This window comes from Actinoplanes sp. NPDC051346, assembly GCF_040682215.1.
In the GTDB taxonomy this organism is placed as follows: domain Bacteria; phylum Actinomycetota; class Actinomycetes; order Mycobacteriales; family Micromonosporaceae; genus Actinoplanes.
Genome location: NZ_JBFBAJ010000001.1, coordinates 856,576 through 882,515, shown reverse-complemented (window position 1 = coordinate 882,515; position 25,940 = coordinate 856,576). Strand labels below are relative to the sequence as shown.

General features: G+C 71.6%; 21 protein-coding genes. 5 read left to right on the top strand and 16 right to left on the bottom strand.

What is annotated here, in order from left to right; translation table 11 throughout:
- Window positions 1–80: 80 nt before the first annotated feature.
- The gene (locus AB0M36_RS03945) at window positions 81–1,301 is read left to right on the top strand and encodes an amidohydrolase/deacetylase family metallohydrolase (protein WP_364151871.1); all 1,221 of its coding nucleotides are present in this window, start codon (window positions 81–83) and stop codon (window positions 1,299–1,301) included.
- Window positions 1,302–1,383: 82 nt separating this feature from the next.
- Here the strand turns inward: AB0M36_RS03945 and AB0M36_RS03940 are convergent, their stop codons facing one another.
- The 6 genes from AB0M36_RS03940 to AB0M36_RS03915 form a co-directional block, all read right to left on the bottom strand.
- Window positions 1,384–2,286 carry a sigma-70 family RNA polymerase sigma factor gene (locus AB0M36_RS03940; protein WP_364151868.1) on the bottom strand — a complete coding sequence of 301 codons (903 nt, stop codon included), beginning with the start codon at window positions 2,284–2,286 and terminating at the stop codon, window positions 1,384–1,386.
- Window positions 2,287–3,077: 791 nt separating this feature from the next.
- Window positions 3,078–3,335 (bottom strand): hypothetical protein, encoded by a 258-nt coding sequence (locus AB0M36_RS03935; protein ID WP_364151865.1) that lies wholly within the window; start codon window positions 3,333–3,335, stop codon window positions 3,078–3,080.
- 326 nt (window positions 3,336–3,661) lie between these two features.
- Complete coding sequence (locus tag AB0M36_RS03930) at window positions 3,662–6,289, bottom strand: serine/threonine-protein kinase (protein WP_364151863.1); 2,628 nt, start codon at window positions 6,287–6,289, stop codon at window positions 3,662–3,664.
- 531 nt (window positions 6,290–6,820) lie between these two features.
- Window positions 6,821–9,556 carry a cyanophycin synthetase gene (cphA, locus tag AB0M36_RS03925; RefSeq protein ID WP_364151861.1) on the bottom strand — a complete coding sequence of 912 codons (2,736 nt, stop codon included), beginning with the start codon at window positions 9,554–9,556 and terminating at the stop codon, window positions 6,821–6,823.
- Between the two features lie 19 nt (window positions 9,557–9,575).
- A complete protein-coding gene (locus AB0M36_RS03920; protein WP_364151857.1) occupies window positions 9,576–10,373 on the bottom strand; it encodes a cyanophycinase in 798 nt (265 codons plus the stop codon).
- Between the two features lie 360 nt (window positions 10,374–10,733).
- Window positions 10,734–11,219 carry a helix-turn-helix domain-containing protein gene (locus tag AB0M36_RS03915; protein WP_364151855.1) on the bottom strand — a complete coding sequence of 162 codons (486 nt, stop codon included), beginning with the start codon at window positions 11,217–11,219 and terminating at the stop codon, window positions 10,734–10,736.
- A gap of 57 nt (window positions 11,220–11,276) precedes the next feature.
- Between AB0M36_RS03915 and AB0M36_RS03910 the strand changes: the two genes are divergently transcribed.
- Both AB0M36_RS03910 and AB0M36_RS03905 read left to right on the top strand, forming a co-directional pair.
- Window positions 11,277–11,792 carry a PaaI family thioesterase gene (locus AB0M36_RS03910; RefSeq protein WP_364151852.1) on the top strand — a complete coding sequence of 172 codons (516 nt, stop codon included), beginning with the start codon at window positions 11,277–11,279 and terminating at the stop codon, window positions 11,790–11,792.
- A gap of 60 nt (window positions 11,793–11,852) precedes the next feature.
- Window positions 11,853–12,404: an alpha/beta hydrolase gene (locus tag AB0M36_RS03905; RefSeq protein WP_364151850.1), complete on the top strand. Its 552-nt coding sequence runs from the start codon at window positions 11,853–11,855 to the stop codon at window positions 12,402–12,404.
- Between the two features lie 66 nt (window positions 12,405–12,470).
- Here the strand turns inward: AB0M36_RS03905 and hisS are convergent, their stop codons facing one another.
- Both hisS and AB0M36_RS03895 read right to left on the bottom strand, forming a co-directional pair.
- Complete coding sequence (gene hisS, locus AB0M36_RS03900) at window positions 12,471–13,826, bottom strand: histidine--tRNA ligase (protein WP_364151847.1); 1,356 nt, start codon at window positions 13,824–13,826, stop codon at window positions 12,471–12,473.
- Window positions 13,827–13,850: 24 nt separating this feature from the next.
- The gene (locus tag AB0M36_RS03895; protein ID WP_364151845.1) at window positions 13,851–14,549 is read right to left on the bottom strand and encodes an MBL fold metallo-hydrolase; all 699 of its coding nucleotides are present in this window, start codon (window positions 14,547–14,549) and stop codon (window positions 13,851–13,853) included.
- A 171-nt stretch (window positions 14,550–14,720) separates the two neighbouring features.
- On the opposite strand from AB0M36_RS03895, the gene AB0M36_RS03890 reads away from it, so the two are divergent.
- A complete protein-coding gene (locus AB0M36_RS03890; RefSeq protein WP_364151843.1) occupies window positions 14,721–15,650 on the top strand; it encodes a peptidylprolyl isomerase in 930 nt (309 codons plus the stop codon).
- Between the two features lie 67 nt (window positions 15,651–15,717).
- A complete protein-coding gene (locus AB0M36_RS03885; protein ID WP_364151840.1) occupies window positions 15,718–16,545 on the top strand; it encodes a peptidylprolyl isomerase in 828 nt (275 codons plus the stop codon).
- Window positions 16,546–16,602: 57 nt separating this feature from the next.
- Here AB0M36_RS03885 and AB0M36_RS03880 read toward each other — a convergent pair whose 3' ends face one another.
- The 8 genes from AB0M36_RS03880 to ruvC all read right to left on the bottom strand — a co-directional run bounded on the left by AB0M36_RS03880 (window position 16,603) and on the right by ruvC (window position 25,898).
- Window positions 16,603–19,113: a bifunctional (p)ppGpp synthetase/guanosine-3',5'-bis(diphosphate) 3'-pyrophosphohydrolase gene (locus AB0M36_RS03880; protein WP_364151838.1), complete on the bottom strand. Its 2,511-nt coding sequence runs from the start codon at window positions 19,111–19,113 to the stop codon at window positions 16,603–16,605.
- Window positions 19,114–19,230: 117 nt separating this feature from the next.
- Window positions 19,231–19,794: an adenine phosphoribosyltransferase gene (locus AB0M36_RS03875; protein ID WP_364151836.1), complete on the bottom strand. Its 564-nt coding sequence runs from the start codon at window positions 19,792–19,794 to the stop codon at window positions 19,231–19,233.
- A 67-nt stretch (window positions 19,795–19,861) separates the two neighbouring features.
- Entirely contained in the window at window positions 19,862–21,037 is a 1,176-nt protein-coding gene (secF, locus tag AB0M36_RS03870; RefSeq protein WP_364151833.1) for a protein translocase subunit SecF, read from the bottom strand.
- A gap of 1 nt (window position 21,038) precedes the next feature.
- Window positions 21,039–22,958, bottom strand: a complete 1,920-nt coding sequence (gene secD / locus AB0M36_RS03865) for a protein translocase subunit SecD (RefSeq protein WP_364151830.1) — start codon at window positions 22,956–22,958, stop codon at window positions 21,039–21,041.
- 216 nt (window positions 22,959–23,174) lie between these two features.
- On the bottom strand, window positions 23,175–23,519 hold the full coding sequence (gene yajC, locus AB0M36_RS03860) for a preprotein translocase subunit YajC (RefSeq protein ID WP_364151828.1): 345 nt from the start codon (window positions 23,517–23,519) through the stop codon (window positions 23,175–23,177).
- 173 nt (window positions 23,520–23,692) lie between these two features.
- Window positions 23,693–24,751: a Holliday junction branch migration DNA helicase RuvB gene (gene ruvB / locus AB0M36_RS03855; RefSeq protein WP_364151826.1), complete on the bottom strand. Its 1,059-nt coding sequence runs from the start codon at window positions 24,749–24,751 to the stop codon at window positions 23,693–23,695.
- A complete protein-coding gene (gene ruvA, locus AB0M36_RS03850) occupies window positions 24,748–25,350 on the bottom strand; it encodes a Holliday junction branch migration protein RuvA (RefSeq protein WP_364151824.1) in 603 nt (200 codons plus the stop codon). Before ruvA ends, ruvB begins: the two co-directional genes overlap by 4 nt.
- Window positions 25,347–25,898, bottom strand: a complete 552-nt coding sequence (gene ruvC, locus AB0M36_RS03845) for a crossover junction endodeoxyribonuclease RuvC (RefSeq protein WP_364151821.1) — start codon at window positions 25,896–25,898, stop codon at window positions 25,347–25,349. The genes ruvA and ruvC overlap by 4 nt, the downstream gene beginning before the upstream one ends.
- Between the last annotated feature and the right edge of the window lie 42 nt (window positions 25,899–25,940).

Genomic DNA, 25,940 nt, shown 5'->3' with positions numbered 1-25,940 from the left:
ACGCACCGACAGGTGCCAAGGAGGCGGCGCGTGCCGCACACCGTCCACCAGCGACACTTTCCCGTCCCGGACAGCATGTCGTGATCCACGACCTGGTGCTGACCGGCGGCGAGGTGTTCGGCCACGGCCGGGCCGACGTCGCCGTCCGGGCGGGACGGATCGCCGCGGTCGGCCCCGGCCTGACCGGCGACCGGGTGCACGACGTCTCGGGCCTGCTGGTCACCCCGGGACTCGTCGATCTGCACACCCACGTCGGCCCCGGCTACTGGGGCATCGACCCCGACCCGATCGCCTGGCGCACCGGCGTCACCACCTGGGTCGACGCGGGATCGGCCGGGGCGTACACCCTCGAGGGCCTGCGCCGCGCGGTGGCGTCGTACGGCGTGCGCGTGCCCGCCCTGCTGAACATCTCCGCGATCGGGCTCGCCGGACGCACCGGAGAGGGCCGCGACCTGGCCAACTGCGAGGCGAACCTGGCCGCCGACACCGTGCGCGCCCACCGTGACCTGATCCGCGGCGTCAAGGTCCGCATCGACCGGGAGACGGTCGGCGCCAACGGCGTCGAGCCGCTGCGCCGCGGGCTGGCCGCCGCGGCGGCGTCCGGGGTGCCGGTCATGGTCCACATCGGTGCGGCGCCGCCACCCCTCGACGACGTCCTCGGTCTCCTGCGGCCGGGAGACATCGTCACGCACTGCGCCAGCGGGATCGCCTCGGCGGTCGGGCCAGCCGCGCGGGAGGCGTACGCCCGCGGGGTGCTGTTCGACATCGGGCACGGCTCGGGCGGGTTCGCCTTCGACGTGGCCGAGGCGCAGGTGGCGGCGGGGCTGGCGCCGTACACGATCTCGACGGACCTGCACGCCCGCTCGGTGCACGGTCCGGCCTTCGACCTGCCCACGACGATGGCCAAACTGCTGGCGGTGGGCTTGCCCCTCGCCGACGTCATCGCCGCGGCGACCGAGCGCCCCGCCCGTGCCCTCGGCCTCGACGCCGGCACGCTCGCACCCGGCGCTCCCGCGGACATCGCGGTGTTCCGGATCGAGGAAGGCCCCTTCGAGGTGGCCGACGCCCACCGCCAGGTCCGCCGGGCGCCGCTGCGGTTGGTCAACGAGGCCACGTACGTCGGCGGCAGGCTCCTGCACCCGCGCCTGCCGGCACCGTCGCCGCCGTGGGTCCCGCTCACCGCGGCCCAGCGCGCCGCCCTGGCCCGCCGCGACCACGACGTCCGAGCCCTGCTGGCGGCGCCCCTCGTCGACGTGGACGGCCTGGCCGAACAGTTTCCCCTGGACCCGGCCGGCCCCTGAACGGCGACCGGGTCCGCGTCGGCGACTTCCCCCCGTCGACGCGGACCTCGGACATATCCCGCTGGGCAGTTGCCCCGCTCGGTCAAGCGGCGAAGGCGATGGGCACCCCGTGGCTGTCCGTCAGTGCCAGCCGGGTGTGCAGGTTGCCCTGCTCCGCCACCCGCGCGAAGTACTCACTGCGGCGGCGTTGCAGGCAGCCCTTGCGCGTACGCGGGCCCCCCGCGGCCACCGTCAGCAGCTCTGGCGCCAGGGAACTGTTCAGGCCCTCCCGCAGCAGCCGCAGCGCCTCGGTGCGCAGCTGGGAGATCCGGGATTCGGTCACTCCCAGCTCGGCGGCCACCTCGCTGAGCGGCTGTTCCTGCAGGAACGACTGGGTGACGACCATGCGCAGCCGCTCTGGCAGAGCCTGGATGGCCTGGTGCAGGTAGCCGAGACGCTCCCGTTTGAGCAGCAGGTCCTCCGGCCCCTCGGACAGCTCCGGCACCATCTCCTCGGCCGCGCCCGTGGGAAACCCCTGCAGGCTGAGCAACGCCGCCTTCTGCACGTCGTCCTCGACGGCGGCGAGCTCGTTGACGCCGATGCCCAGCATCTCGGCGACCTCGGCCTCGCTCGGCGTGCGCCCCAGGGCGGCGGTGAGCTCCTGACGAGCCTGTGCGGTGCGACGGGCCCGGGCGCGTACGGAACGGCTGGCCCAGTCCTGTCCACGCAGCTCGTCGAGGAGCGCACCACGGATCCGCACGGCGGCGAACCGGTGGAAGGGGATACCGCGGCTCACGTCGAAGGAGCGCGCGGCACCGAGGAGCGCGGCGAACCCTGCGGATGACAGGTCGTCGGAGTGGACATGGCCGGGCACGCGGTTCAGCAGCTCCCGGACCAGGTGGCCCACCATCGGCATGTGTTCGCGGACGAGGTCCTCGATGGCGCGCGCAGACGGCGCGTCGTGGGTCGTGCCGATGGTGGCGGGGAGTTCGGTCGTGACGGTCACGTAGTCCTCCTCGCTCGTACAAGGGCCGGCAGGTGAACCGGCCGATGAGGAAGACATTTGCGGCCGACGGGTGCAGGGGCGGCCGAACTCGGTTGCTTTTATGGAGTTTTTTCGTAAAAAGGCTCAGATGCTGTGGGGGGCTTCCGCCGCGGCGCCGCGCTCAGAAGGCAGCAGAGCCACGCTCGAGGGCACGTACGCCGCACTCGAGCGATATCGACGCCACGCTCATCCACAAGTGGCGCCGTGTCTAACAGGTACCCACGACCCACCCCGAGCAACCAGCAGCGTCGCGATCAATGAACCGGCGCCGCTGCTCATCCAGCTGAAAGCGCGCCGCTCGATAGGCCGCCAGCGCCCCGCTCACCCAGCTGGCAGCGCGCAAGAGCGATGACATCACCAGAGCCGTGACATTGCGAAGCGAGCGACTTCCCGGAGGCGGATGGCTTCTCGGGGGCGCAATCTGCTACCTAGACAACGCGGGGCGGGCGACGTAAACGCGAAGCGGAACTGGTGCGCAGGCAGGGCGGGCGCGGAGCCGGGGCCACTGCGGCGCCGGGGCCAGCGCGGCGCCGGGCCGGGGCCAGTGCCGGGCCAGCGCGGCGCCGGGGCCGGGGCGGTGCCAGGACCGGGGACGGTGCCGGGCCGGGTGCGAAGGCGGTCGGGCGGAGCACGACCAAGCGGCCCTCAAGCCGCGGACAACTTCGGCTGAGCAGCCGAAGGCCAGGAGGCCAAGTGCCAGGAAGCTGGCTGGCAGCAGGGCTGCGAGCCGCATACTGCAAGCCGTGGTGATCTCAGCTGGCGAAGTGCGGGCGGCGCTGGGCCGCCATCACGTTGCGGAGCTCCTGGTGGACCCAGTTCATTCGGCGGACCGCGACCTCAGGGTGGTCGCCGAATTCCTCGGCCACGCCGGCGGCGCAGCCGTCACTGCCGTGGCGGAGGATCATCGCGGTCACGGTCTGCTCGACCGTCGCGCGGCTGGGGCACTGGGAGGGCTGCAGGTCGGAGACGAACAGTGCCTCCGCCGCGAGCTCTCGAACGGTGCTGATCATGTCGGACTCCCCGATGTGCGACGACTTGCTTGTGATCCAGCTAACGCTCGCGGTGGTGCGGACCGGAACCGGTTGGGTTGCAGACCGGTATCAACCATCTTCCTCGCGGGCGTCGAGCGGGCCCGGAGGCGCGCCGATGCAGTTTGCATTGATATCTGCGTCGGGCCCCCTGCGGTCGCGCCGTCCACCACGGGCGTCGCGTCCGCACGGGACGAATATGCCTGCCGGGATCGCTTTTGACTTTATCGCGCTATTGGGCGGCCGACCGGCACTCCGGTCGACCGCCCATAGTTTTCGCGCTGTTTATCCGAATGTTGACTGTGGGGCTATCCGAATGTTGACGGTGGGTCGTCCTGGTCCACGGCCTCCGGCGACACGGACGGGATCGAGGGCGGGGTGGACGGCTCTTCGTCCTCGTCGTCCGTCCCCGTCGGCGGCTGCGACGAGATGGACGGCGGCAAGGGAGGCGGCGGCTCTTCGTCGTCAGGCGGCCGCGACGACGACGGCGCGCTCGACGGCGTGGGGCCGGGGCTCTGGCCGGGAGGCACCGGGACCGGGACGACCACGCCGCCCGGGCCGATGGAGATGCCGGGCTGCGGTGACCTCTTCGACGGCACCGGCCCGAGCCGCACCGTGCCGTTGCTCAGATGCTCGACCGGCCGGGACGGCTCGCCGGGCTTCGGCGACACGAACGTCTCGCAGGTCTGCCCGTCGAGCTGGAACACCATCGGGGCGGCGTTGCTGTCCTTGTAGCGACCGGTGAACTGCATGGTCTCGGTCGCCTGCGGGCTCAGCGTCCGGCCGGTCCGCACGGTGACGGCGCGGGCCTGCTGGTCGAGGCTGAGCTTGCCGTTGCCGGAGACCACCTGGTCGCCCGGCATGAGGAACCAGAGCTTCCAGTCCTTGATCGCCTTCACGTCCCGGTTGGCGATGGTGACAGCCGCCTTGAACCGGTCGCCGTCGTCGGACCAGACCGCGTAGCTGACGACACACTTGTTGGCGTTGGCGACCTGGGTCGGATGCGGGCCGACCGCGTTGGCCGTCACACCTCGGGGCGAGCCGCCGGCCGCCTGGCCCAGCGCCCAGGTGCCAGCACCGACCACCAGCGCCACCGAACCTGCCACGATCAAGAGCCGGCGTCGCTGGGCCGCCCCGGCCCTGCTCCCCGGCGCTTCCCCGGGCCGCCGGGTCAGCGGGCCCCCAGCGGCCGCGCCTGACGGCGCCCCGGCAGCGTCGACGCGCATCGGCGGCCGACTCGGAGCCGCCCCGAACGAAGCCGCCCCGAACGGAGCCGCCCCGAACGGAGCCGCGCGGAGCGGAGCCGCGCCGAAAGCGGAACGAAGGGCCGGCCCACCACCCGCGGCACCGGGCGCGCCGAACTCGTCGGGCCGAACGCCCGATGCGGGATCCGCGAAGGGGTCCTGGCCGGGGAGTACAGCTTCCGCGCGGAAGCCATCGGAGCGACCGCCCGCACCGAGCCCGGAGCCCTCGTCGGGACCGAAGCCCCCGTGCGGTGAACCGGGACCGAAGCCGCCAGGACGCCCGCCGGGACCGGACGCCAAGGGCCCCGAGGACATCGGCGCGGGCGGCATCGGACCGAACCGGCTGTTGCGACCGCCGCGCTGTGGCGCCGCGGCCGGCGCCGGAGCGTTCGTAGCTGGCGCCAGAGCGTTCGTAGCCGGCGCCGGAGCGTTCGTACCCGGCGCCGGAGCGTTCGTGGCCGGTTGACCAGGAGTCCCCACGGCCGCCTCGGCCGCCGCGACGGGGTTTCCCGACGCCGACCCGGCGGGCGTCGAGGGGTCCGAACTCTCCGGTTCCGCACCGAAACCCCCGGCCATTCCGACCGCGGGTCCGGCACCGGCAAGCGCCCCAGCACCAGCCAGGGAGTCGCCCGCGTAGGGATCGCCGGCATCGGCGGAAGAGTCATCCGCGAAGGAGTCGCCGGGAGCGGGCGAGACCGCGGCGACCCCGTGGCCGGGCCGAGCGTCAACGATCGGGGCGTATCCGCCGCCGATGCGGCCCGGAGCGGCGGTGTACGAGTGCGCGGTCGGCAGGATCGTGGTGTCCTCGCCGTTGTCGGCCCATTCCGGCACGAACGCCCGCGCCGCGGGTACGCCGGCCGAGACCGTGCCGAGGATGTGCGCGAGTTCGGCGCTGGACGGGCGGTCGGAGGGCCGCTTCTCCAGGCACCGGGCGATCAGGGCGGACACCGCGGCGGGCAGTCCGTCGACCGGCGGCAGCGGTTCGGGCTCGGTGTACTGGTGGGCGCGCAGCAGCGCGGTCGTGGTGCCCACATCCCACGGGAGCTGACCGATCAGCGTGCGGTAGATCAGCAGGCCGACGGCGTACACATCGGTGGCCGGGCTGACCTGGCCGCCCTCGAGCCGCTCGGGCGCGAGGTAGGCCGGCGTGCCGAGCAGGCTGCCGTCGGGGTCGATGTCGTTCTCGCCGATCAGGGCCGAGATGCCGAAGTCGACGACCTTCGCGCCGGCGGGCGTGAGCATGACGTTGGCAGGGGTGACGTCGCGGTGGACGATGCCGCGGGCGTGCGCCGCGGCCAGCGCGGCGGCCACCTCGGAGGTGACGCGGACGGCCGCCGGCCAGGGCAGGCGCCGTGATCGGGCCAGCACCGCGGCGAGGGACTCGCCGTCGACGAGCTCCATGACGACGTACGGGACCGGCTCACCGTCGACGGTCGTCGCTTCGCCGTAGTCGTACACATTGGTGATGTGCGGATGGCTCAGGCGCGCGGCGGCCTGCGCCTCCGCACGCAGCCGGCGCCGGAAGGAGGGATCGGCGCTCGTCGACGGCGGCAGCACCTTGACCGCCACCTGCCGCCCGAGAACCTCGTCGAAGCCTCGCCACACCACTGACATCCCGCCGGCGCCGAGCCGCTCGACCAGTCGGTATCGACCGGCCAGCAGACTCGAACCGGGCAGGTCCGTCGTGCTCATGTGCCCCCACATGCGCGATCGGATGAAACACCGGGAGCACACCGCCATGTGTCCTGGTGCCGGGGCGGCTATCGGTCCGACGTTCGGACTGAGCGTTCCCATCGACGGCCAGGATCGTAACCGACATTCGGCCTCCGCCTCGACTGATCGAGGGCGGGGATGACCTGCGGCTCGTCACCGTACGTTTCGTCGCATGCGCCGCGGGTGCACACCCGGAGCGGGCCCCGTATGGCCTGGTCAGGGCAATGTGGATGATCATGGTTGTCGCAGCTGCGGCTATTGCCCGGCTTGTCGGTACTTGCGGGTATCCCCCGATAGGGAAGGTATCCACAAGGGAATCTGCACGTGCAGTCGCGATTGCATCACGCTCCGGCGACAAGTTTCCGCCCGGGACCGTCCCTCACGGAGGGTGGCCGACCCGCTCGCTCCAAGGGCAATGACCTGCGTCACCCCGCCCGATCGGATGAAAGTTCGGCGCCGATCATGCCTTATTGGTCCTGCTCACCGGAACATGGGACAAACTGGGTCAGTTCACCCTGTCGCGGGATCAAGGACGCCGGGGCGTCCCCGCCCCGCGAGGCTGACCGGCGCGTGCCGCAATCCGGCCACCGGCGGGGCGTCCACCGGCACCGCGCCCAACTCCTCGAGGTACCTCAGCATCGGCGCGAGACTCTCGTAGAGCACCAGCACCACGTCGCCCGGGACGGCCAGGCGCAACGCCTCACGGACGGCCGCCTGGAAGCCCTCGGCCCGGACCGCGCGCAGGTTCGGCCGCCGCCCCCGCATCTCCCGCTCGACCAGTGCCGACACCTCTCCCGGCTCCCGACCGCGGTCGTCCTCGTCGTCGTAGAGGACCGCGCGCGTGACGCCGTCGGCGAGCACCTGCGCCGACGCGGCGAGCAGGTCGTCGCGCCGGTCCCCCGGCAGCGTCACCGTCGCGACGCAGCGGTCCTGGCCATAGAGCCGCTCGAGGGTACGCAGCACCGCCGCGATCGCCGCCGGATTGTGCGCGTAATCGACGAAGAGACTCACCTCGCCGAGGCGCAGCACCGTACCCCGGCCGGGGTTGTGCACCCGCGGCTCGAACTCGGTCAGCCGCTCGACGATGCCGGCGGGGGCGCCCAGGGCCCGCGCGGTCGCGATCGCGGCCAGCGCGTTGACGGCCGCGTACGGCGCCGCTCCCCCGAACGCGCCGGGGACCTCCGCGACCCGCATCAACGGCGTGCGGCGCGCGCCGGTCGCCTGCACCAGCCAGCCGTCCTGCATCAGGTACGCCGTACCGCCGCGGCCGAGGTGGGTGACGACCACCGGCTGGGCTGGATCGGCGCCGAACCAGACGATGCGCTTGCGGTCCGCGCGCACCCGGGGCCGGTCCGCGAGGCTGCGCACCCACGGGTCGTCGGCGTTGAGCACGAGCGTGCCCCCGTCCCTGACCCGCTCGGCCACCAGCGCCTTCACGTGGGCGATGTCCTCGATCGACTCCAGCCCGTCCTGACCGAAGTGGTCCGCGGTGATGTTGGTGACCACGCCGACGTCGCTCCAGTCGTACCCGAGGCCGCGGCGCAGCATGCCGCCGCGCGCGGTCTCCAGGACCGCCGCCTGCACCCCCGGGTCGCCGAGGACCATCTGGGCCGAGCGCGGCCCGGTGGCGTCGCCGCGATAGACCCCGCGCCCGTCGACGCTCACCCCGTCGGTGGTGGTCAGCCCGACCCGAACCCCGGCGCCGGCCAGCAGGTGAGCCGCCATCCGCGACACCGACGTCTTGCCGTTGGTGCCGGTGATCGCGGCGACCGGGATCCGCCCGTCGGAGCCGCCCGGGAACATCGCCCGCACGATCGCGTCGCCCACGTCGCGGGCCCGACCCCGCACCGGCGAGAGGTGCATGCGCAGCCCGGGTACGGCGTTCACCTCGATGACGCCCGCGGTGACCTCGTCGGGGTCCCCGGCGAGCGGCACCGGCGCGGCGATGTCCGGCAGCCGCAGGTCGATGCCGGCGACATCGAGGCCGATGACCGCGGCGACGCGCAGGCAGAGCCGGGTCACGTCGGGATGGACACGGTCGGTGACATCGCACCCGGTGCCGCCCGTGGAAAGGTTGGCGTTGTCGCGCAACCACACCTGGCGCCCGGCCTCGGGCACGGAGTCGACCGTGTGGTTCTGCCGGGCCAGAACGGCATGAGCGGTGTCGTCGAGGGTGATGCGGGTCAGCATGCGCGAGTGTCCGGGACCGCGTCGCGGGTCGGCGTTGACGCGCGCGACCAGCTCCGCGACGGTGAGATGCCCGTCGCCGACGACATGCGCCGCGGTCCGCTCGGCCGCGGCCACCACCTCGCCCGCCACCACCAGAACCCGGTAGTCCCGGCCGGGCAGCTGCCGCTCCACGATCACCTCCGCGCCGGCGGCCGCGCAGGCCGCTTCGACCTCCGCGGGGGTACGCAGGTTCAGCGCGACATGTGCCCCCTGCCGGCCCCGGCGCGGCTTGATCACGACCGGGCCACCGAGGCGACCGAGCAGCCGCACGGCTTCTTCCGCGCCGTGCGCGGCGCCGCCGGGCGCGACCGGAATGCCCGCGTCTCCGAGCAGCCGCCGCGTCACGACCTTGTCGGCGGCGACATCGATGCCGACGCCGCCGGTGCGGTCGGTCATCGCGGCCCAGGCGAGCCGGCGGCGGGTGCCCCAGCCCAGGCGCAGGAGGCTGAGGTCGCCGTACCGTTCGACCGGGATGCCGCGGCGGCGGGCAGCCGTGATGATGGCCGTGGTGCTGGGGCCGGTCGCCTCCCGCTCGGCGCGCTCGGCCAGGGCCCGCAACCGGTGCGCGAGGTCGGCCGCGGGCACCGAGGCGCCGGCGGCCACCGTCGTGACCAGCTCGACCGCGGCCTCGAGGAGCCGTTCGGGCAGGGTCGACTCCGGCGACTCGTCCGGCGGGCATTCCACGATCAGGTCGTAGACCCCCGGTTCGGGAGTGGACACGGTACGCCCGAAGCTCACGTCCCGCCCGATGCGCTGCGACAGCTCGATCAGTACGTGCTCGGTGACATGCCCGAAGTAGGTGCCGCCGCGCATCCGGCTCACGAAGCCGCCCGGCACCCCCGCCGCGCAGTGGTGCTCGGTCAGGCCCGGCAGGGCGCGCAGCAACCGCTCCGGGAAGCCCGCGATATCCGAGGTCTCCCGGCCGGTGAGCTCGTCGAGGCGCACTCTCGCCACCATGGCGGGCCGGGACACGTGAACGTTGGGACCCCGCAGGTGGCGAAGGCTGAGAATCTTCATCGGACGGTTCCTGCGTTCCTCAGGCGGCCCTGTCGACGATCGAGGGACGGCGGCTGGACAGTTCGAACCTGCTCCCGGCAGGCAACACGTGCAGACGCGCCCCGGCGAGCGCGATAGGCCCGGAGGCCGGCACGCGGATGTCGGTGGCCGCGCCGGCGTCGACGACGGTGACCGTGCCGGAGCCGAGCACCTCGAAGCGGTCGCCCTGGGCGAGGATCGCGGTGTCCTCGTCGATCCCGAGGCCCAACTCGTGCGGGTAGAGCGCTACGGCGCTCAGCAGGCGGTTGAGGCGGCCACGCTCGGCGAAGTGCATGTCGATCACCACGCCCGGCAGGAACTCCAGGCCCGGACCGGTCCGTACGCCGTCGCGGGTGATGCCCGGCGCCACACCGCCGAGAATCATCGTCCCGGACATCATCGCGGCGCCGGCGCTGGTGCCGCCGAGCACGACGGTCCCGTCCCGCACGAGTGTCTGCAGGGCCGAGTCGGTGAGGGTGCCCCCGAGAACGGCGGTGATCCGCGTCTGGTCCCCGCCGGTGAAGAACACCCCGGTGGCGGCCGCGAGGGCGCGGATGACGTCCGGCTCGTTCGCCTGGGTGCGGGTGGCGATCCGCAGCCCGCGAGCCTGCCGGGCGCCGAGGCGGGTGAACAGGCCCGCGTATTCGGCCTCGAGGATGGCGGGCTCGCCGCTGGCCGTGGCGATGACCACGATGTTCGCGGCGGGTCCCCCGGCAAGCTCGACGAAGCGCCGCAGGATGGCCGTGCCGCTGGCACCGTGGCGTTCGGCACCGCCGATGATCAGCAACCGGGCCGCCACGAGCTACCTCCTCCGCATGCCGCTGTCGGCAGCCGTGCCGGCCGGCCGCCGGGCGGCGCCGCGGTCCGGCGCCGGCCGCAACGACAGGCGCGCTACGGGAAAGCGGCTCGCTTATGAGGTTAAACGGAACAAATGCGAAACATCTGGCTTATCCGGCGAGAGGCCTGGCGGGACGGAGAGCGAGCCAACGGGGCGGGGAGCGGGCCGGAGCCGGTCAGTCGCAGCGGCGGGTTCCAGACGCGCCGTGGGACATCGTGGGGCGGCGGGCTTCCGGCCGCGCGCCGCGCAACCCGCGCCGCGCACCCCCACAGGGCGCGCTGGGCGTCGCAGGCGCCGCGGGCGCTGCGGCACGCCGAGGGGTCAGCGGCGGCGGGCACCAGGGCCGGGACGAGGGGCGATGTCGCGGAACTCCGTCACGGGGTGGCCGCCGGCGCAGTGCAGCGCGGTGTGGACCTCCTCGCCGCAGCCGCGGTGGATCATCGTCAGCGGCGGGCCGTCGGCGTCGGCCAGGTAGCGGTCGCCCCACTCCTTGACCGCGACCAGCAGCGGATAGAGGTCGAAGCCCTTGCGGGTGAGCCGGTATTCGTGTCGAAGCCGGGCACCCGGCTCCCGATAGGGCTCCCGGCGCAGGACGCCGTGCTCGACGAGCGAGGCGAGCCGGTTGGCGAGGACCTGCCGGGGAACTCCGGTGCGTTCCCGCATGTCGGCGAAGCGGCGAACCCCGTTGAACACCTCCCGCAGCACGACGACGGTCCACTTCTCGCCGAGCACGGCCATGGCGCGGGCGATGGTGCAGTGCTCGACGGACCAGTCGAGAGCCTCGGGCCGCGCTGTGGTCTGGGTCATACGTACAGAGGCTAGGTCTCATTGACAGACACAGCAAGCCCGTGGCAGCCTGCGTCTATGACGCAGACCCAGACCGCAGAACGCTCCCGGACCTTCGCGTGGTCGGACCCGACCCCGCACGCAGGCCTGCTCGGCCGCTCCGGTCTTGAGCTGCTGCAGGCCATGGCGGCCGGCGAGATTCCGCCTCCTCCGGTGATGCATCTGATCGACGTGGTCGGCATGGACGTGGCCGAGGGCAGCGTCACGATCCACATGGACCCGCAGGAGTTCCACTACAACCTGCTCGGCAGCGTGCACGGCGGCGTGCTGTCCACGCTTCTCGACACCGGCGCCGCGTGTGCGGTGCAGACCACACTCCCGGCCGGGGTCGGCTACACCAGCCTGGATCTCACCGTGAAGTTCCTGCGCCCCGTCACCCTCTCCTCGGGCCGGCTGACGACAACCGGCACGGTGCTCCAGCGCGGGCGGCGCACGGCCCTGGCCGAGGCGCGGATGACCGACGCCGCCGGCCGCCTGGTCGCCCACGCCACCTCCAGCTGCATGATCTTCGAGGCGCCGCCGACCGGCCGGTGACGCCAGGCCGGCCGGTGACGCCGGGTCGGCCGGATCGACATCGACACATACGCTGATGTCGTGATCGCCGGCATCCTGATACCCGGACTTCGCTACGACGTCCAGTCCACCCTGCTCGACCTCGGCTGGGAGGCGCTGACCGATCGGAAGGCGCACCTCGAAGAGGTGGCGTGGACCGGGCCGGACGGCCTCACCGACCTCGACCCGGAGCCGTTCGTCCGCATCCACGTCGAAGCCGCGCTGTTGCGGGCCGGCCGGGCGGCGCCGCGAGCGACGCCAGTGCTGATCGGCAAGTCGCTCGGCACCTACGCTGCACGGCTCGCCGCGGAACGCGAACTGCCCGCGGTCTGGCTCACCCCACTGCTGCACGTCGAAGCCGTCGCCGCGGCGATCGCGCGAAACCCCGCGCCTCAGCTCCTGATCGGCGGCACCGGCGACCTGTCGTGGAACACCGCGACGGCCCGGGCCACCGGCAAGGACGTGCTGGTCATCGATGACGCCAATCACGCACTGCGCCCGCCCGGGCCGCTACGCGTCTTCACCGACGCCCTGGGCACCATCGGCACCGCGATCGAGGACTTCCTCGACGCGCGCAAGCTCACCCCACGCTGAGACGCCCCGAGCGCTCAGCCCACGCGGAGACGCCGGGTGCTCAGTTCGCGCTGGGAAGCCGGGTGCTCAGTTCGCGCTGGGAACCCGGGTCTCAGCTCCGCTGATCGCCGGCAGGAGGTCCTCCACCGGCGGCGTCCAGCTCCCGGCGTCCGCCTCCACCTGCTCGCCCGAGCGGATGTCCTTGACGGTGTCCGGCTGACCGTCCACACCCGGGAACCAGACGTACGGAATCCCGCGCCGCTCGGCGAAGCGGATCTGCTTGCCGAACTTGGCCGCCGACGGCGCGACCTCGGTGCTGATCCGCCGCGAGCGCAGGCTCTGGGCGATCCGGTCGCAGCGTCCTCGCAGGTCCTCCTGGGGCAGGGCCACCACCACGCAGGTCGGCACGCTTCGCGAGACCGACAGCGCCTGGTGGCCGAAGAGCAGCCCCAGCATTCGGGAGACGCCGATGGAGATGCCCACGCCCGGGAAGCGTTCGCTGCCCGTCGACGCGAGGTTCTCGTACCGGCCGCCGGAGCAGATCGAGCCGAAGCGTTCGTAGCCTTGCAGCTGGGTCTCGTAGACCGTGCCGGTGTAGTAGTCGAGGCCGCGGGCGATCTTGAGCTCGGCCCGGACCAGCCCGGGCGAGTGCTCCGCGGCCGTCTCGACGACCCGGAGCAACTCCTCGAGTCCCTCGTTGAGCAGGTCGTTGTCCACATTGAGCTTGCGCACCTGGTCCACGAAGGAACCGTCGACCGCCGAGATCTCGGCCAGCCGCAGGCAGGCGTCGATCTGGGCGGGGGTCGCGCCGACCTGGGAGCCGAGCAGCGCCGCGACCTTCTCGGGGCCGATCTTGTCGAGCTTGTCGATGATGCGGAGCACCTCGTCGGGGTCTTCGAGGCCGAGCCCGCGGTAGAAGCCCTCGCACACCTTGCGGTTGTTCACCAGGATCGTGGCCGGCGGGATCGGCAGCGAGCGGAACGCGTCGCCGATCACCAGCGGCATCTCGGTGTCGTAGTGGAACGGCAGCGTGTCGCGGTCGACCACGTCGATGTCGGCCTGCAGGAATTCCCGGTAGCGGCCCTCCTGGGGACGCTCACCGCGCCACACCTTCTGGATCTGGTAGCGGCGGAACGGGAATTGCAGCTTGCCGCTGTTCTCACACACGAACCGCGCGAACGGCACGGTCAGGTCGAAGTGCAGGCCGAGCGCGGCGTCGCCGCCGGAGGCCGGATCCTCCTGGAGGCGGCGCAGGACGTACACCTCCTTGGAGGTTTCCCCCTTGCGCAGCAACTGGTCCATCGGCTCGACGGCGCGGGTTTCCAGGGGTGCGAAGCCGTACAGCTCGAAGGTGGCGCGGATGCGCTCGATGACGTTCTGCTCGATCATCCGCTGGGCGGGCAGCCACTCCGGGAAGCCGGAGATGGACGTGGGCTTGCTCATGGTGCTGGTTCTCCTAGCGAGGTCTCAGAGGCCTCGGCTGGGCGCTTCGGTCAACTCCCGCAGGTACGGGTTGACCGCGCGCTCGCGGCCGATCGTCGTCTCGGGTCCGTGGCCGGGCAGTACGACGGTGTCGTCGGCCAGCGGCAGGATCTTGTCCCGCAGGCTGGCGAACATCGCCGTGGTGTTGCCGCCCGGCAGGTCGGTGCGTCCGATGGAGCCGGCGAAGAGCACGTCACCGGAGAGGCAGATCTGCTCCGCATCCCACGACGTGGCCGCGCCGGGCAGTCGGAAGAGCACCGACCCGCCGGTATGGCCGGGCGCGTGGTCGACGGTGATCTCCACGCCGGCCAGGGTCAGCGTGGCGCCGTCGGTGAGCTCCGCGACGTCGTCGGGCTCGGAGTAGGTCAGCCGGCCGCCGAACAGGTCGTCGAGGCCGACGCCCAGTCCCTTGGCGGGATCGGCGAGCAGCTCGCGGTCGGCCGGGTGCACGTAGGCGGTGATGCCGCGGGCACCGCAGACCGGGGCGACGGAGAACGTGTGGTCGAGGTGCCCGTGGGTCAGCAGCACCGCCGCCGGGTGCAGCCGGTGCTGGGCGAGCACCTCGTCGAGGCGGTCGAGCACGCCGACGCCCGGGTCGATCACCAGGCACTGCTCGCCCGGGCCGGGAGCCACGACGTAACAGTTGGTGCCGAAGGCCTCGGCCGGAAAGCCGGTGACGAGCACTCGGCACCCCTCTCTAGCTGACTTACCGCGTCGCTATCCCTCGAAAGCCTAGCCGGACGCACCGTACACACCGGCACGCAACCTCGCACACCACATTCCCAGTCGTTACCCGTACACTCTTGCGGGCGTGTGGCGTGGCGCACGCCCGCAAGTGAGGAAGGGAAGCCCTAGGTGGTCTCCAGCAAGGATCGGGCGCGGAAACTGGCGCGAGAGAAACTTGATCGCCAGTTGGCGCGCCGGGCCGCCAGACAGCGACGGCGGCGGCAGATCCAGGCCGGCGTCGGCGCCGCGGCCGCCCTGCTTCTCGTCGTGGGCGGCGTCGCCTGGCTCGGCGGCGCGTTCGACGGCGACGAGTCGAGCACCGACGCCGCCGACTCTGACGTCTGCGCGTGGACGAAGCAGAACGCCGAGACCAACAAGAGCCTCAAGGACGTGGGCGAGCCGCCGACGTCGGGCATTCCCACCTCCGGCAGCCGGACGATGACGATCACCACCGACAAGGGCGCGCCGATCGTGGTGAGCCTGGACCTGGCGAACGCGCCGTGCAGCGCCGCGGATCTGGCCCACCTCGCGGGTAAGCAGTTCTACGACAACACCACGTGCCACGAGCTGACGACCGAGGGCGCGATCCGCTGCGGCGATCCCAGCGGCACCGGCCAGGGCGGGCCGACCTACAGCATCTACAACGAGAACGTCCCGCTGGCGCCCGAGCCGACGCCCAGCGCGAGCGGCTCGCCGGCACCGTCGAAGGCGCCGGTCGCCCCGCTGTATCCGAAGGGCACGGTGGCGCTCATCGGCGATCCGCCGGGCGCCAACGGCAGTCAGTTCCTGATCTTCTTCAAGAACTTCACGCCCAAGGGCACCCCGCAGTACCCGATCGTCGGCATGGTCACCGGTGGCATGGAGACGGTGACGGCGATCGGCAAGATCCCGACCGTCGCCAACGACACGGGCGACAAGGTCAAGCCCAAGGAGAAGATCGCCGTGCAGAGCATCACCGTCGGCGCGCCCAGCGCCGCGGAGGCGGCGACGCCACCGGTCGTGATCCCGTCGGCGGTCGCGGCCCCGTCGGCCGCACCCTCGGCGTCTCGCCGGTCCTGAGCAGTCCGGAGCAGCATCCACCGATCGCAGCCCCCTCACCGCACGAAGGCATACCAGGAGGAACACCGTGTCGTCGATCAAGGACAGGCAGCGCGCGGCGGCGCGGGCCCGCCTCGAGAAGGAGATGGCCGAGCGGGCCGCCGCCGCGAAGAAGCGCCGGCAGCGTCAGGCCGTCATCGGTTCGGCACTCGCGGTGATCGTGATCGCCGGCGCCGCCGTGTGGATCGTCGCCGCGCTCGGCAACGACGACTCGTCGGGCACCGATGGCGCGGCGCCGCCTCCAGGAACGGTCGTCTGTGACTGGATCACGGAGGACGGCAGCGGCGGCAAGGTCAAGGACACCGGGGGTGTTCCGCCGGCCAACGCGCCGAACACCGGCAAGAGCACGCTGACCATCGACACCAGCCTGGGTGTCGTCACGGCGGCCGTGGACCTGTCGAAGACCCCGTGCACCGGGGCGGCGTTCACCTACCTGGCGAGCAAGAAGTTCTGGGACAACTCCAAGTGCCACCGGCTCACCACCGAGAACATCAAGGTCCTGCAGTGCGGTGACCCCTCGGCCTCGGGCAAGGGCTACCGCGAGACCGACGGCCAGGGCGGCCCGAACTTCAAGTACGCGGAGGAGAACCTCCCGACGAACGCCAAGCCGACGTACCCCAAGGGCACGATCGCGATGGCCAAGACCTCGGCTCCCAAGACCACCGGCAGCCAGTTCTTCATTGTGTACGCCGACACGGAGCTGCCCCCGGACTACACGGTCCTGGGTACGGTCACCAAGGGGCTCGACATCGTCGAGGGCGTAGCCAAGGCGGGCAGTGACAACGCCAACGGCCAGGGCGACGGCCACCCCAAGAAGGAGATCGACATCAAGAGCATCACGATGGCCGGTGCCTGATCAGTAAGCGCGAGGAAGGGCGGGCCCCAGCGGGGTCCGCCCTTCTTTCTGTCCTGGTCAGGCGCCGGACGTGACGCGGTAGGCGTCGAAGACGCCGTCCACCTTGCGCACCGCCGCGACCAGGTGGCCGAGGTGCTTCGGGTCGGCCATCTCGAAGGTGAAGCGGCTGACCGCCACCCGATCGCGCGTGGTCGTCACCGTCGCCGACAGGATGTTCACGCGTTCCTCGGAGAGGACCCGCGTCACGTCGGCGAGCAGCTTGTGCCGGTCGAGTGCCTCGACCTGGATGGCGACCAGGAAGGTGGACGCTGAGGTCGGTTTCCAGCTCACCTCGACCACGCGTTCGCTCTGCTCGCGTAGGTCTTCGGCGTTGGCGCAGTCCTCGCGGTGCACGCTCACGCCGCCGGAGCGGGTGACGAAACCGAAGACCGCGTCGCCGGGCACCGGGGTGCAGCAGCGGGCCAGTTTGACCCACACGTCGCTGACGTCCTTGACCACCACGCCCGGGTCCTGCGCGGTGCTGCGGTTGCGCGGCGGGCGGGTCGCCACCGCCGTCTCGGCGATGTCCTCGACCGCGCCCTCCTCGCCGCCGAAACCGGCGACGAGCTTCTGCACCACCGACTGCGCCGAGACGGTGTTCTCCCCGACCGCCGCATACAGCGAGGACACGTCAGCCAGGTGCAGATCACGGGCGATGGTGGTCAGGTTCTCGCTGGTCAGCATGCGTTGCAGGGGCAGGCCCTGCTTGCGCATCGCCTTGACGATCGCTTCCTTACCGGCCTCGATCGCCTCTTCGCGGCGCTCCTTGTTGAAGTACTGCCGGATCTTGGTACGCGCCCGGGGGCTTTTGACGAAGCCGAGCCAGTCCTGCGTCGGGCCGGCCGTCGCGGACTTCGACGTGAATATCTCGATCACGTCGCCGTTGGACAGCGTCGACTCCAGCGGCACCAGCTTGCCGTTGACCCGCGCACCGATCGTCTTGTGGCCGACCTCGGTGTGCACGGCGTAGGCGAAGTCGACCGGCGTCGACCCGGTCGGCAGCGGGATGACGTCGCCCTTGGGGGTGAAGACGTACACCTCTTGGCTGGACAGGTCGAAGCGCAATGCGTCGAGGAACTCGCTCGGGTCGCTGGCCTCGCGCTGCCAGTCGAGCAGCTGCCGCAGCCAGGTCATCTCGTCGATGTGCGCGGGCGGGCCCACGATCGTGGCGCCCTTCTGCTCCTTGTACTTCCAGTGCGCGGCGATGCCGAACTCGGCCGTGCGGTGCATCGCGAAGGTGCGGATCTGCATCTCGACCGGCTTGCCGGTCGGGCCGATGACCGTCGTGTGCAACGACTGGTACATGTTGAACTTCGGCATCGCGATGTAGTCCTTGAACCGGCCCGGCACCGGCTGCCAGTTCGCGTGGATGACGCCCAGCGCGGCATAGCAGTCGCGGACCGTGTCGACCAGGATGCGCACGCCGACCAGGTCGTAGATGTCGTTGAAGTCGCGGCCCCGGACGATCATCTTCTGATAGATCGAATACAGGTGCTTGGGGCGGCCGGTCACCTCGGCCTTGATCTTCGCTGACTTCAGGTCGAGGCCGACCCGGTTGGTCACCTGGCGCAGCAGCGCCTCGCGTTGGGGCTGGTGCTCGCCGATCAGCCGGTTGATCTCCTCGAACCGCTTCGGGAACAGCGTGCCGAACGCGAGGTCCTCGAGCTCCCACTTGATCGTGTTCATGCCGAGGCGGTGCGCCAGCGGCGCGAGGATCTCCAGCGTCTCCTTGGCCTTCTGCTCCTGCTTGGCGCGGGGCAGGAAGGTCAGCGTGCGCATGTTGTGCAGCCGGTCGGCCAGCTTGATGACCAGCACCCGCGGGTCCTTGGCCATCGCCACGACCATCTTGCGGATCGTCTCGGCCTTGGCCGCGTCACCGAGCTTGACCCGGTCGAGCTTGGTCACGCCGTCGACCAGCAGCGCGACCTCGCCGCCGAAGTCAGTCTTCATCTGCTCGAGGCCGTAGTCGGTGTCCTCGATCGTGTCGTGCAGCAGGGCGGCCACCAGCGTGGTGGTGTCCATGCCGAGGTTCGCCAGGATCGTGGCGACGGCGAGCGGATGCGTGATGTACGGGTCGCCGGACTTGCGGTACTGCCCCGAGTGCCACCGGGCGGCCACGTCGAACGCGCGCTGCAGGGCCCGCCCGTCGGCCTTGGGATGGCTGGCCCGATGGGTGGCGATCAGCGGCTCGAGCACCTCGCTGACCTGCGTGCTCTGCCACGGCGCGTTGAACCGCGCGAGCCGGGCCCGCACCCGGCGCCCGGTCGGCGCGCTGGCCAACCCGAAGCCGACGGTGGGCTCGTCGCCCGGTGACAGTGGCTGGGTCGTCTCGCCGTCGGGCACGGGTGCACCGACGACCGGGGTCGCGGCCGGGGACGAGCCGCCCGCAGCGGCCCCGTTCGCGGCCGTCTGAGGTTGAGCTCCGTCAGGCTTCACCGGGGTCGCCGAATCGCTCGACGGCGTGGAAGCCTTGGTCGCGTCGGTCGGCTGCACCGTGCCCTCCGTAGGAGGGGCGACGTCGCTGGACACCGGCCTCCTCACGTCGCTACTGCTCACCTGGTTGGAAAAGCCATCGTACCCGCCTGGGGTTCCCGTTTGGCCCGGCCCGAAGCTCCGAAAGAGTACCGCCACGCGGGGCGAAAAGCATCAAACGGTCAGCAGGGCATGGACGGTACGCGGGCTCAGCCGCTCGCGCCCCTGGAGGAAGCCGAGTTCCATGACGACCGTGAATCCGGACACGGCGCCGCCGGCCCGCTCGACGAGCTCCAGAGCCGCCTGGGCGGTGCCCCCGGTGGCGAGCACGTCGTCGACCACCAGCACGCGCTGACCCGCGCCGAAGGAGTCCTGGTGCACCTCGAGGGTCGCCTCGCCATACTCCAGAGCGTAGGACGCCGCGAACGTCTCCCGGGGCAGCTTGCCGGCCTTGCGGATGGGCACGACGCCCGTGCCGGTCGCGTAGGCGATGGCCGCGGCGAGCACGAACCCGCGCGCCTCGATCCCGGCGACGACATCGAAGGAGCCGGCGCCGTGGTGGGCGACGATCCGGTCGACGATCTCGTGGAACACCCGACCGTCGGCGAACAGCGGGGTCAGGTCCTTGAAGGCGATGCCGGGTTTGGGGAAGTCGGGCACGTCCACGACCCGGCCGGCGACCAGCGCGGCGACCTCGGGGCCGCTGTCCCCGCGTACCTCTGCAGCAGTATCCGTCACGCGCCACAGCCTAGACAAAGGCGACGGCCCGCCACCGATCGGTGGCGGGCCGTCCTCCGTGCCTGCGTCAGCGGCGCTTCTGGCCGCCGCTGGGGCGGTTGCCCGCGCCACCACCGCGGTTGCCGGAGCGCTTGCCGGCCGGCCGCGCACCGGGGCGCGGCGTGACGCTGGGCGTCGTGCTCGCGAGCGCCGGCTCGTCCTCGGTGGTCGCACCGGTGCGACCGCGCTCACCGCGGGCGACGTCGCCGGAGCGGGCCGACGAGCGGCGGGCGAGCACCCGGGCGTTGTGCGACTTGATCCGCGGCTCCTGGTCCTTCAGCGCGGCCAGGACCGGCGTCGCGAAGACGATCGAGGAGGCCACGCCGAGGCCCATGCCGACGAAGAGCACCAGGCCGAGGTCCTTCAGGGTGCCCGCGTCGAGCAGACCGGCGCCGATGAAGAGCAGACCGCCGACGGGCAGCAGCGCCACCAGGCCGGTGTTGATCGAGCGCATCAGGGTCTGGTTGACCGCCAGGTTGGCCGCCTCGCCGTACGTCCTCGCGCTGCCGGCCGTGATGCCCCGGGTGTTCTCCTGCACCTTGTCGAACACGACGACGACGTCGTACAGGGAGAAACCGAGGATCGTGAGGAAGCCGATGACCGTGGACGGCGTCACCTCGAAGCCGACCATCGAGTAGACGCCGGCCGTCAGCACGAGGTCGAGCAGCAGCGAGGAGACCGCCGCGACGGCCATCCGCCACTCGAAGCGGACCACGAGATAGCCGAGCACCAGAACCAGGAAGATGCCGAGGCCGAGCAGCGCCTGCTGGGTGACCTGCCCGCCCCACGCCTCCGAGACGCGGTCGTCACTGATCTTCTCGGCCGGCACGCCCAGGTCCTTGACCAGGGCATTCTTGACCGAGGTCGCCTGATCCTGCTTCAGCTCACCGGTGCGGACGTTGAAGGTGGCGTCGACGCCGTTGCCGACCTTCTGCGCCGCGCCGACGGTCACGTCGGCGACGCCGGCGGTGTTCACCGCCTTCTCGACCGCGTCCTGCGCGGCCCCGGCGGTGCCGACGGTCGCGGGGAGCGAGAACTGGGTGCCGCCGGAGAACTCGATGCCCAGGTGGAAGCCCCGGACGAGGAAGCTACCGATGGCGAGCACGATCAGCGCGCCGGCGATGGCGAACCACATCTTGCGGCGGCCGACGATGTTGAGGTTCGCCTCACCCATGTAGAGGCGTTCGGCAAGGCCCTTGGCCATGTCAGGCCTCCTTCTCGGTCGGGGCGCGCTTGAGGGCACGGCCGAGGCCGCTGACCTGCGGCGACAGGAACGCCTTGGTGTTCGCGAACATCGTCATGATCGGGTGCCGGAAGAGGAACACCACGATGAGGTCGAGGACCGTCGACAGCCCCAGGGCGAACGCGAAGCCCTTCACCGCACCGATGGACACGATGTAGAGCACCACGGCCGCCATGATGGTGATGGTGTTGGCCGAGATGATGGTACGCCGCGCGCGGGCCCACGCCCGGGGTACCGCGCTTCGCGGGCTACGACCCTCGTGGATCTCGTCCTTCAGGCGTTCGAAGTAGATGACGAAGGAGTCCGCCGCGACACCTAGGGACACGATGAAACCGGCGATGCCGGCGAGGGTCAGCGTGAAGCCCGTGGTCCGGCCGAGCACCACCAGGGCGCCGAAGGTGAGCAGACCGGAGAGCAGCAGGCTCAGGAAGATGACGGAGCCGAGCATGCGGTAGTAGAAGAAGGCGTAGATCGCCACCAGGCCCATGCCGATGGCGGCGGCGATGAGGCCGGCCTCGAGCTGCGCGAGGCCCAGCGTCGCGGAGACGGTCTGGGTGGTGCCCGGGTCGAAGGTGACCGGCAGGGCGCCGTACTTGATCTTGTCGGCGAGGTCCTTGGCCGAGGTGGCGTCGAACTGGCCGGTGATCTGCGACTGGCCGCTGAGCACGCCCTGGATCTCCGGCGCCGAGATGACCTCCTTGTCGAGGACCACGGCGACGAGGCAGTGCGTGGCGCCGCTCGAGAAGGCCTGCGCGGCGGTCACACACGAGTCGTTGGCGGCCGGCTGGAACGCCTCACGCGTCAGCTCCGTCCACTTGGACTGGCCGACCGGCTTGAAGTCCAGCGAGACGACCCACTGGCCCGTCGTCTGGTCCAGCTGCGGGGTCGCGGTGTCGATGTCGGTGCCGACCACCTTGGCGACGTCCAGGTACAACTTGGCGCCGCTCTGGCAGGCGACGACCTTGGCGCCCTCCTCGTCGATCGCGCCCGCGGTCCGCTTGTTCAGCTGGTCGCAGCTGATCGTCGGAACGTTGAACTGCATCTCCGGCGTCAGGGCGTTGACCTCTTGGCCGCTGAGCGTGCTGAAGGGCTTGTACGCCAGGCCCGCCGTCGGGTTGGAGAGATCGACCGGGTCGGTCAGCTTCTCGGCCGCGGACCAGGCCGCGGGGCCGACCTTCTTCTCGACCGCGGCGCGCAGCTCCTTGATGTCGGAGGTGATCGGTGCGGGAGCCGGGACGGCCAGCGGCGGCGCGGATGCCCCGGCCGACGGCGCCGGAGAGGCGCTGGCGCTGGGCGCGGGAGCCCGCTCGCCACCGCCCTGGCCGCCGGTGGAGGCGGAGGGGACAGCGCTGCCCGTGACCGCCGGGGCCTTGGCCGGAGCCTTGACCGAGGTGCTCGGCTTCGGCGCCGCGGCGCCGCTCGGTGCCGCGCTCGGCACCGCCGTGGGCGGGTTGACCGCCACCGCGGCGTTGTCGCCGGTCACCTTGAGGACCTTGCGGAAGCGCATCTGCGCCGCCTGGCCGACGCTCTTGAGCTGGTCGTTCGCCTCGCCGGCGACGGAGACCACGATGTTGCGGTTGCCCTCGACGACGACCTCGGCCTCGGCCACGCCCAGGGCGTTGACCCGCTGGTCGATGATCTTCCGGGACTCCTCCATGCTCTCCGGGCTGGGCGCCTGGCCACTGCCGACGAGCGAGGCGACGTACGTCGCCTGCGTGCCACCGACGAGGTCGAGGCCGAGCCGGGGGTGCAGCCGCTCCTCATAGCCGAGCCCCTTGGTGCCCGGCCCCCAGAACACCAGCGCATAGAGGATGGCGAAGAGGAGACCGAGCACGGCGAGTTGCCGCCCGGGATGCGGTTGTCCCTGTGGTGGTCGTGCCACGACTGTCGATCTCCTCGTGCTGAGAGCTGCCGCGGGAGCGCGGCCGCAGGTGGGGAAAGGGCGGGGCAGCCAGCGTCGGACCGGAAATGGTGGTCCGGCCTGTTTTGACGCCCGGCGACGATTATTCACAACAATGGGCCGTGCAGGTGCCCCGCCCCGCTGCCCGGTGTGGATTACCGCTGCGCGGCCCGCCGATCACGGGCCGCGAGCGCGACCTCAGTCCTTGGTCTTGCGGGTTTCGACGACCGGGCTCTGGACCGGCTCGTCGGCGGCCGGCTCGGCCACGACGGCCTCCTCAGCGACGGGCGCGGACTCCTGCTTGAGCACGCGGGCGATCGCCGGACGGGCGTATCGGGCGTTGACTCCCGGAGCGATCTCGACCGTGACGACCTCGTCGTCGACCGCGACGACCGTGGCGTGCAGGCCGCCGATGGTGACGATCTCGTCGCCCGCCCCCAGCGCCGACTGCATGGCCTGCGCCTCGCGGCGCCGCTTCTGCTGCGGGCGGATCATCATGAAATACATGACGCCGAAGAGCAGGACTATCAGGAGCAGCGGCATGAAACTGCTGCCACCCTGCGCTGGAGCTGCCAAAGACACGAGGGAAAACCTTCCGTGGGGCCACTGCCCGCGGCACCGGGCGCGCGGTGTGGCGATATATACATCCCGCTGGACGGCGGCGAGTCTAATCCTTGTACCTGGGAAGTCCGTGCGCGGCACACGTCACGTTCACATTACGGAGAGGAATCCGCATCCCGGGCGAACAGGTCCGGTTGGTGCGGCGCGCCGGTGCGACCCTCCGGCGGCGTCTTGCCGAGATGGTGCCAACCGGCGTCGGTGGCCACCCGCCCGCGCGGCGTACGCGCCAGCAACCCGGCCCTGACCAGGAACGGCTCGCACATCTCCTCGACGGTGTCCGACTGCTCCCCCACCGCCACCGCGAGGGTGGACAGACCCACGGGCCCACCCCGGAACGATTCGATGAGCGCCCGCAGCACGGCCCGGTCCAAACGGTCCAGGCCGAGCTGGTCCACGTCGTACACGGTGAGAGCCGCCTTGGCGGTCTCCTCGTCGACGATCCCGTCGCCGCGCACCTCGGCATAGTCCCGGACCCGCCGCAGCAGCCGGTTGGCGATCCGGGGAGTTCCCCGCGAACGCCCGGCGATCTCGGCGGCGCCCTCGGGCGTGATCGGCACGCCCAGAATCCGGGCCGACCGGTGGAGCAGGGCATCCAGGTCGGCCGGCGAATAGAAGTCGAGGTGCGCCACGAAACCGAACCGGTCGCGCATCGGCCCGGACAGCAACCCCGCCCGGGTGGTGGCGCCGACCAGGGTGAACGGCTCGACGTCGAGCGGAATCGCGGTCGCGCCGGGCCCCTTGCCGACGATGACATCGACCCGGAAGTCCTCCATGGCGCTGTAGAGCAGCTCCTCGGCGGGCTTCGCGATGCGGTGGATCTCGTCGATGAACAGCACGTCGCCCTGGCCGAGGCTGGTCAGAATGGCGGCGAGGTCGCCGGAGCGCTCGATGACCGGGCCGCTGGTGGTCCGGATCCCGGTGCCCAGCTCCGCCGCCACGATGTTCGCCAACGTGGTCTTCCCCAGGCCGGGCGGGCCCGACAGCAGGATGTGGTCGGGCGGGGAGCCGCGGCCCATCGCGCCCTTGAGGAGGAGCTCCAGCTGGTCGCGGACGCGGTGCTGGGCGATGAAGTCGGCGAGGCGGCGGGGGCGGACGCTGGCCTCGGCGTCCAGCTCCTCGTCTCCGGCGTACGGCGACACGAGGTCGTCGGTCATCGGGTCCGGCCCAGGAGGCGGATCGCCTGACGCAGCAGGATCGGCACCGGCGGCGTCTCGCCGTCGAGGGACTCGGCGACCGCGGCCACCGCCTGGTCGGCCTGCTGGGCGGACCAGCCGAGGGCGACGACGCCCTGGCGCACCTGCTCCTGCCAGCCGCCGGCGAGCGCGCCGACGACCCCGTCCGGGCCGGTCGAGACGGCGCCGATGCGGTCGCGCAGCTCGAGGACGAGGCGTTCGGCGCCCTTCTTGCCGATGCCGGGCACGCGGGTCAGGGCCGCGATGTCGCCGGCGGAGATCGCGCGGCGTACGGCCTCGGGCTGGTGCACGGCCAGGACGGCCTGGGCGAGGCGGGGCCCGACTCCGCTGGCGGTCTGGAGCAGCTCGAAGAGGTGCTTCTCGTCGTCGTCGGCGAAGCCGTACAGGGTCAGCGAGTCCTCGCGGACGACCAGGCTCGTCGCCAGCCGGGCCTCGGTGCCGGCCTTCAGGCCGGCGAGCGTGCCGGGCGCGCACTGCACGGCGAGGCCGACGCCGCCGACCTCGATGACGGCGCTGTCCGGGGCGATGGCGGCGACCACGCCGCGCACGCTGGCGATCATCGACGAGCTCCTGTCCTGCGAGCGGGGGTGGACTGGCGGGCGGCTTTCACCGCGGCGGCCTGCAACCGGGCTCGGGTGCCTCCGCGCCAGATGTGGCAGATGGCGATCGCGAGGGCGTCGGCGGCGTCGGCGGGCCGGGGCGGGCCGTCGAGGCCGAGGAGCCGGGTGACCATGCTCGTCACCTGGGCCTTGCCGGCAGTGCCGGAGCCGCTCACGGCCGCCTTGACCTCGCTGGGCGTGTACGTCTGCACCGGCAGCCCCGCGCGGGCGCCGGCCAGGATGGCGATGCCGCTGGCCTGGGCCGTACCCGTGATGGTCTGGGTGTTGTGTTGGCTGAAGACCCGCTCCACGGCGACGCTGTCGGGGCGGTGTTCGGCGACGAGGTCGGCCAGTGAGCGGTCGAGGTGCAGCAGTCGCAGGGCGATGTCGTCGTCGGCATCGGTGTAGACGACGTAGTAGCCGATGAGCGTGCACGGGCGGCCGGGCACACCCTCGACCACCCCGACGCCGCACCGGGTGAGGCCGGGGTCGATGCCGAGCACCCGCACGAGCGCCCCCTCTCCTCGGACGTGTGTTCGACACCCTAGTAC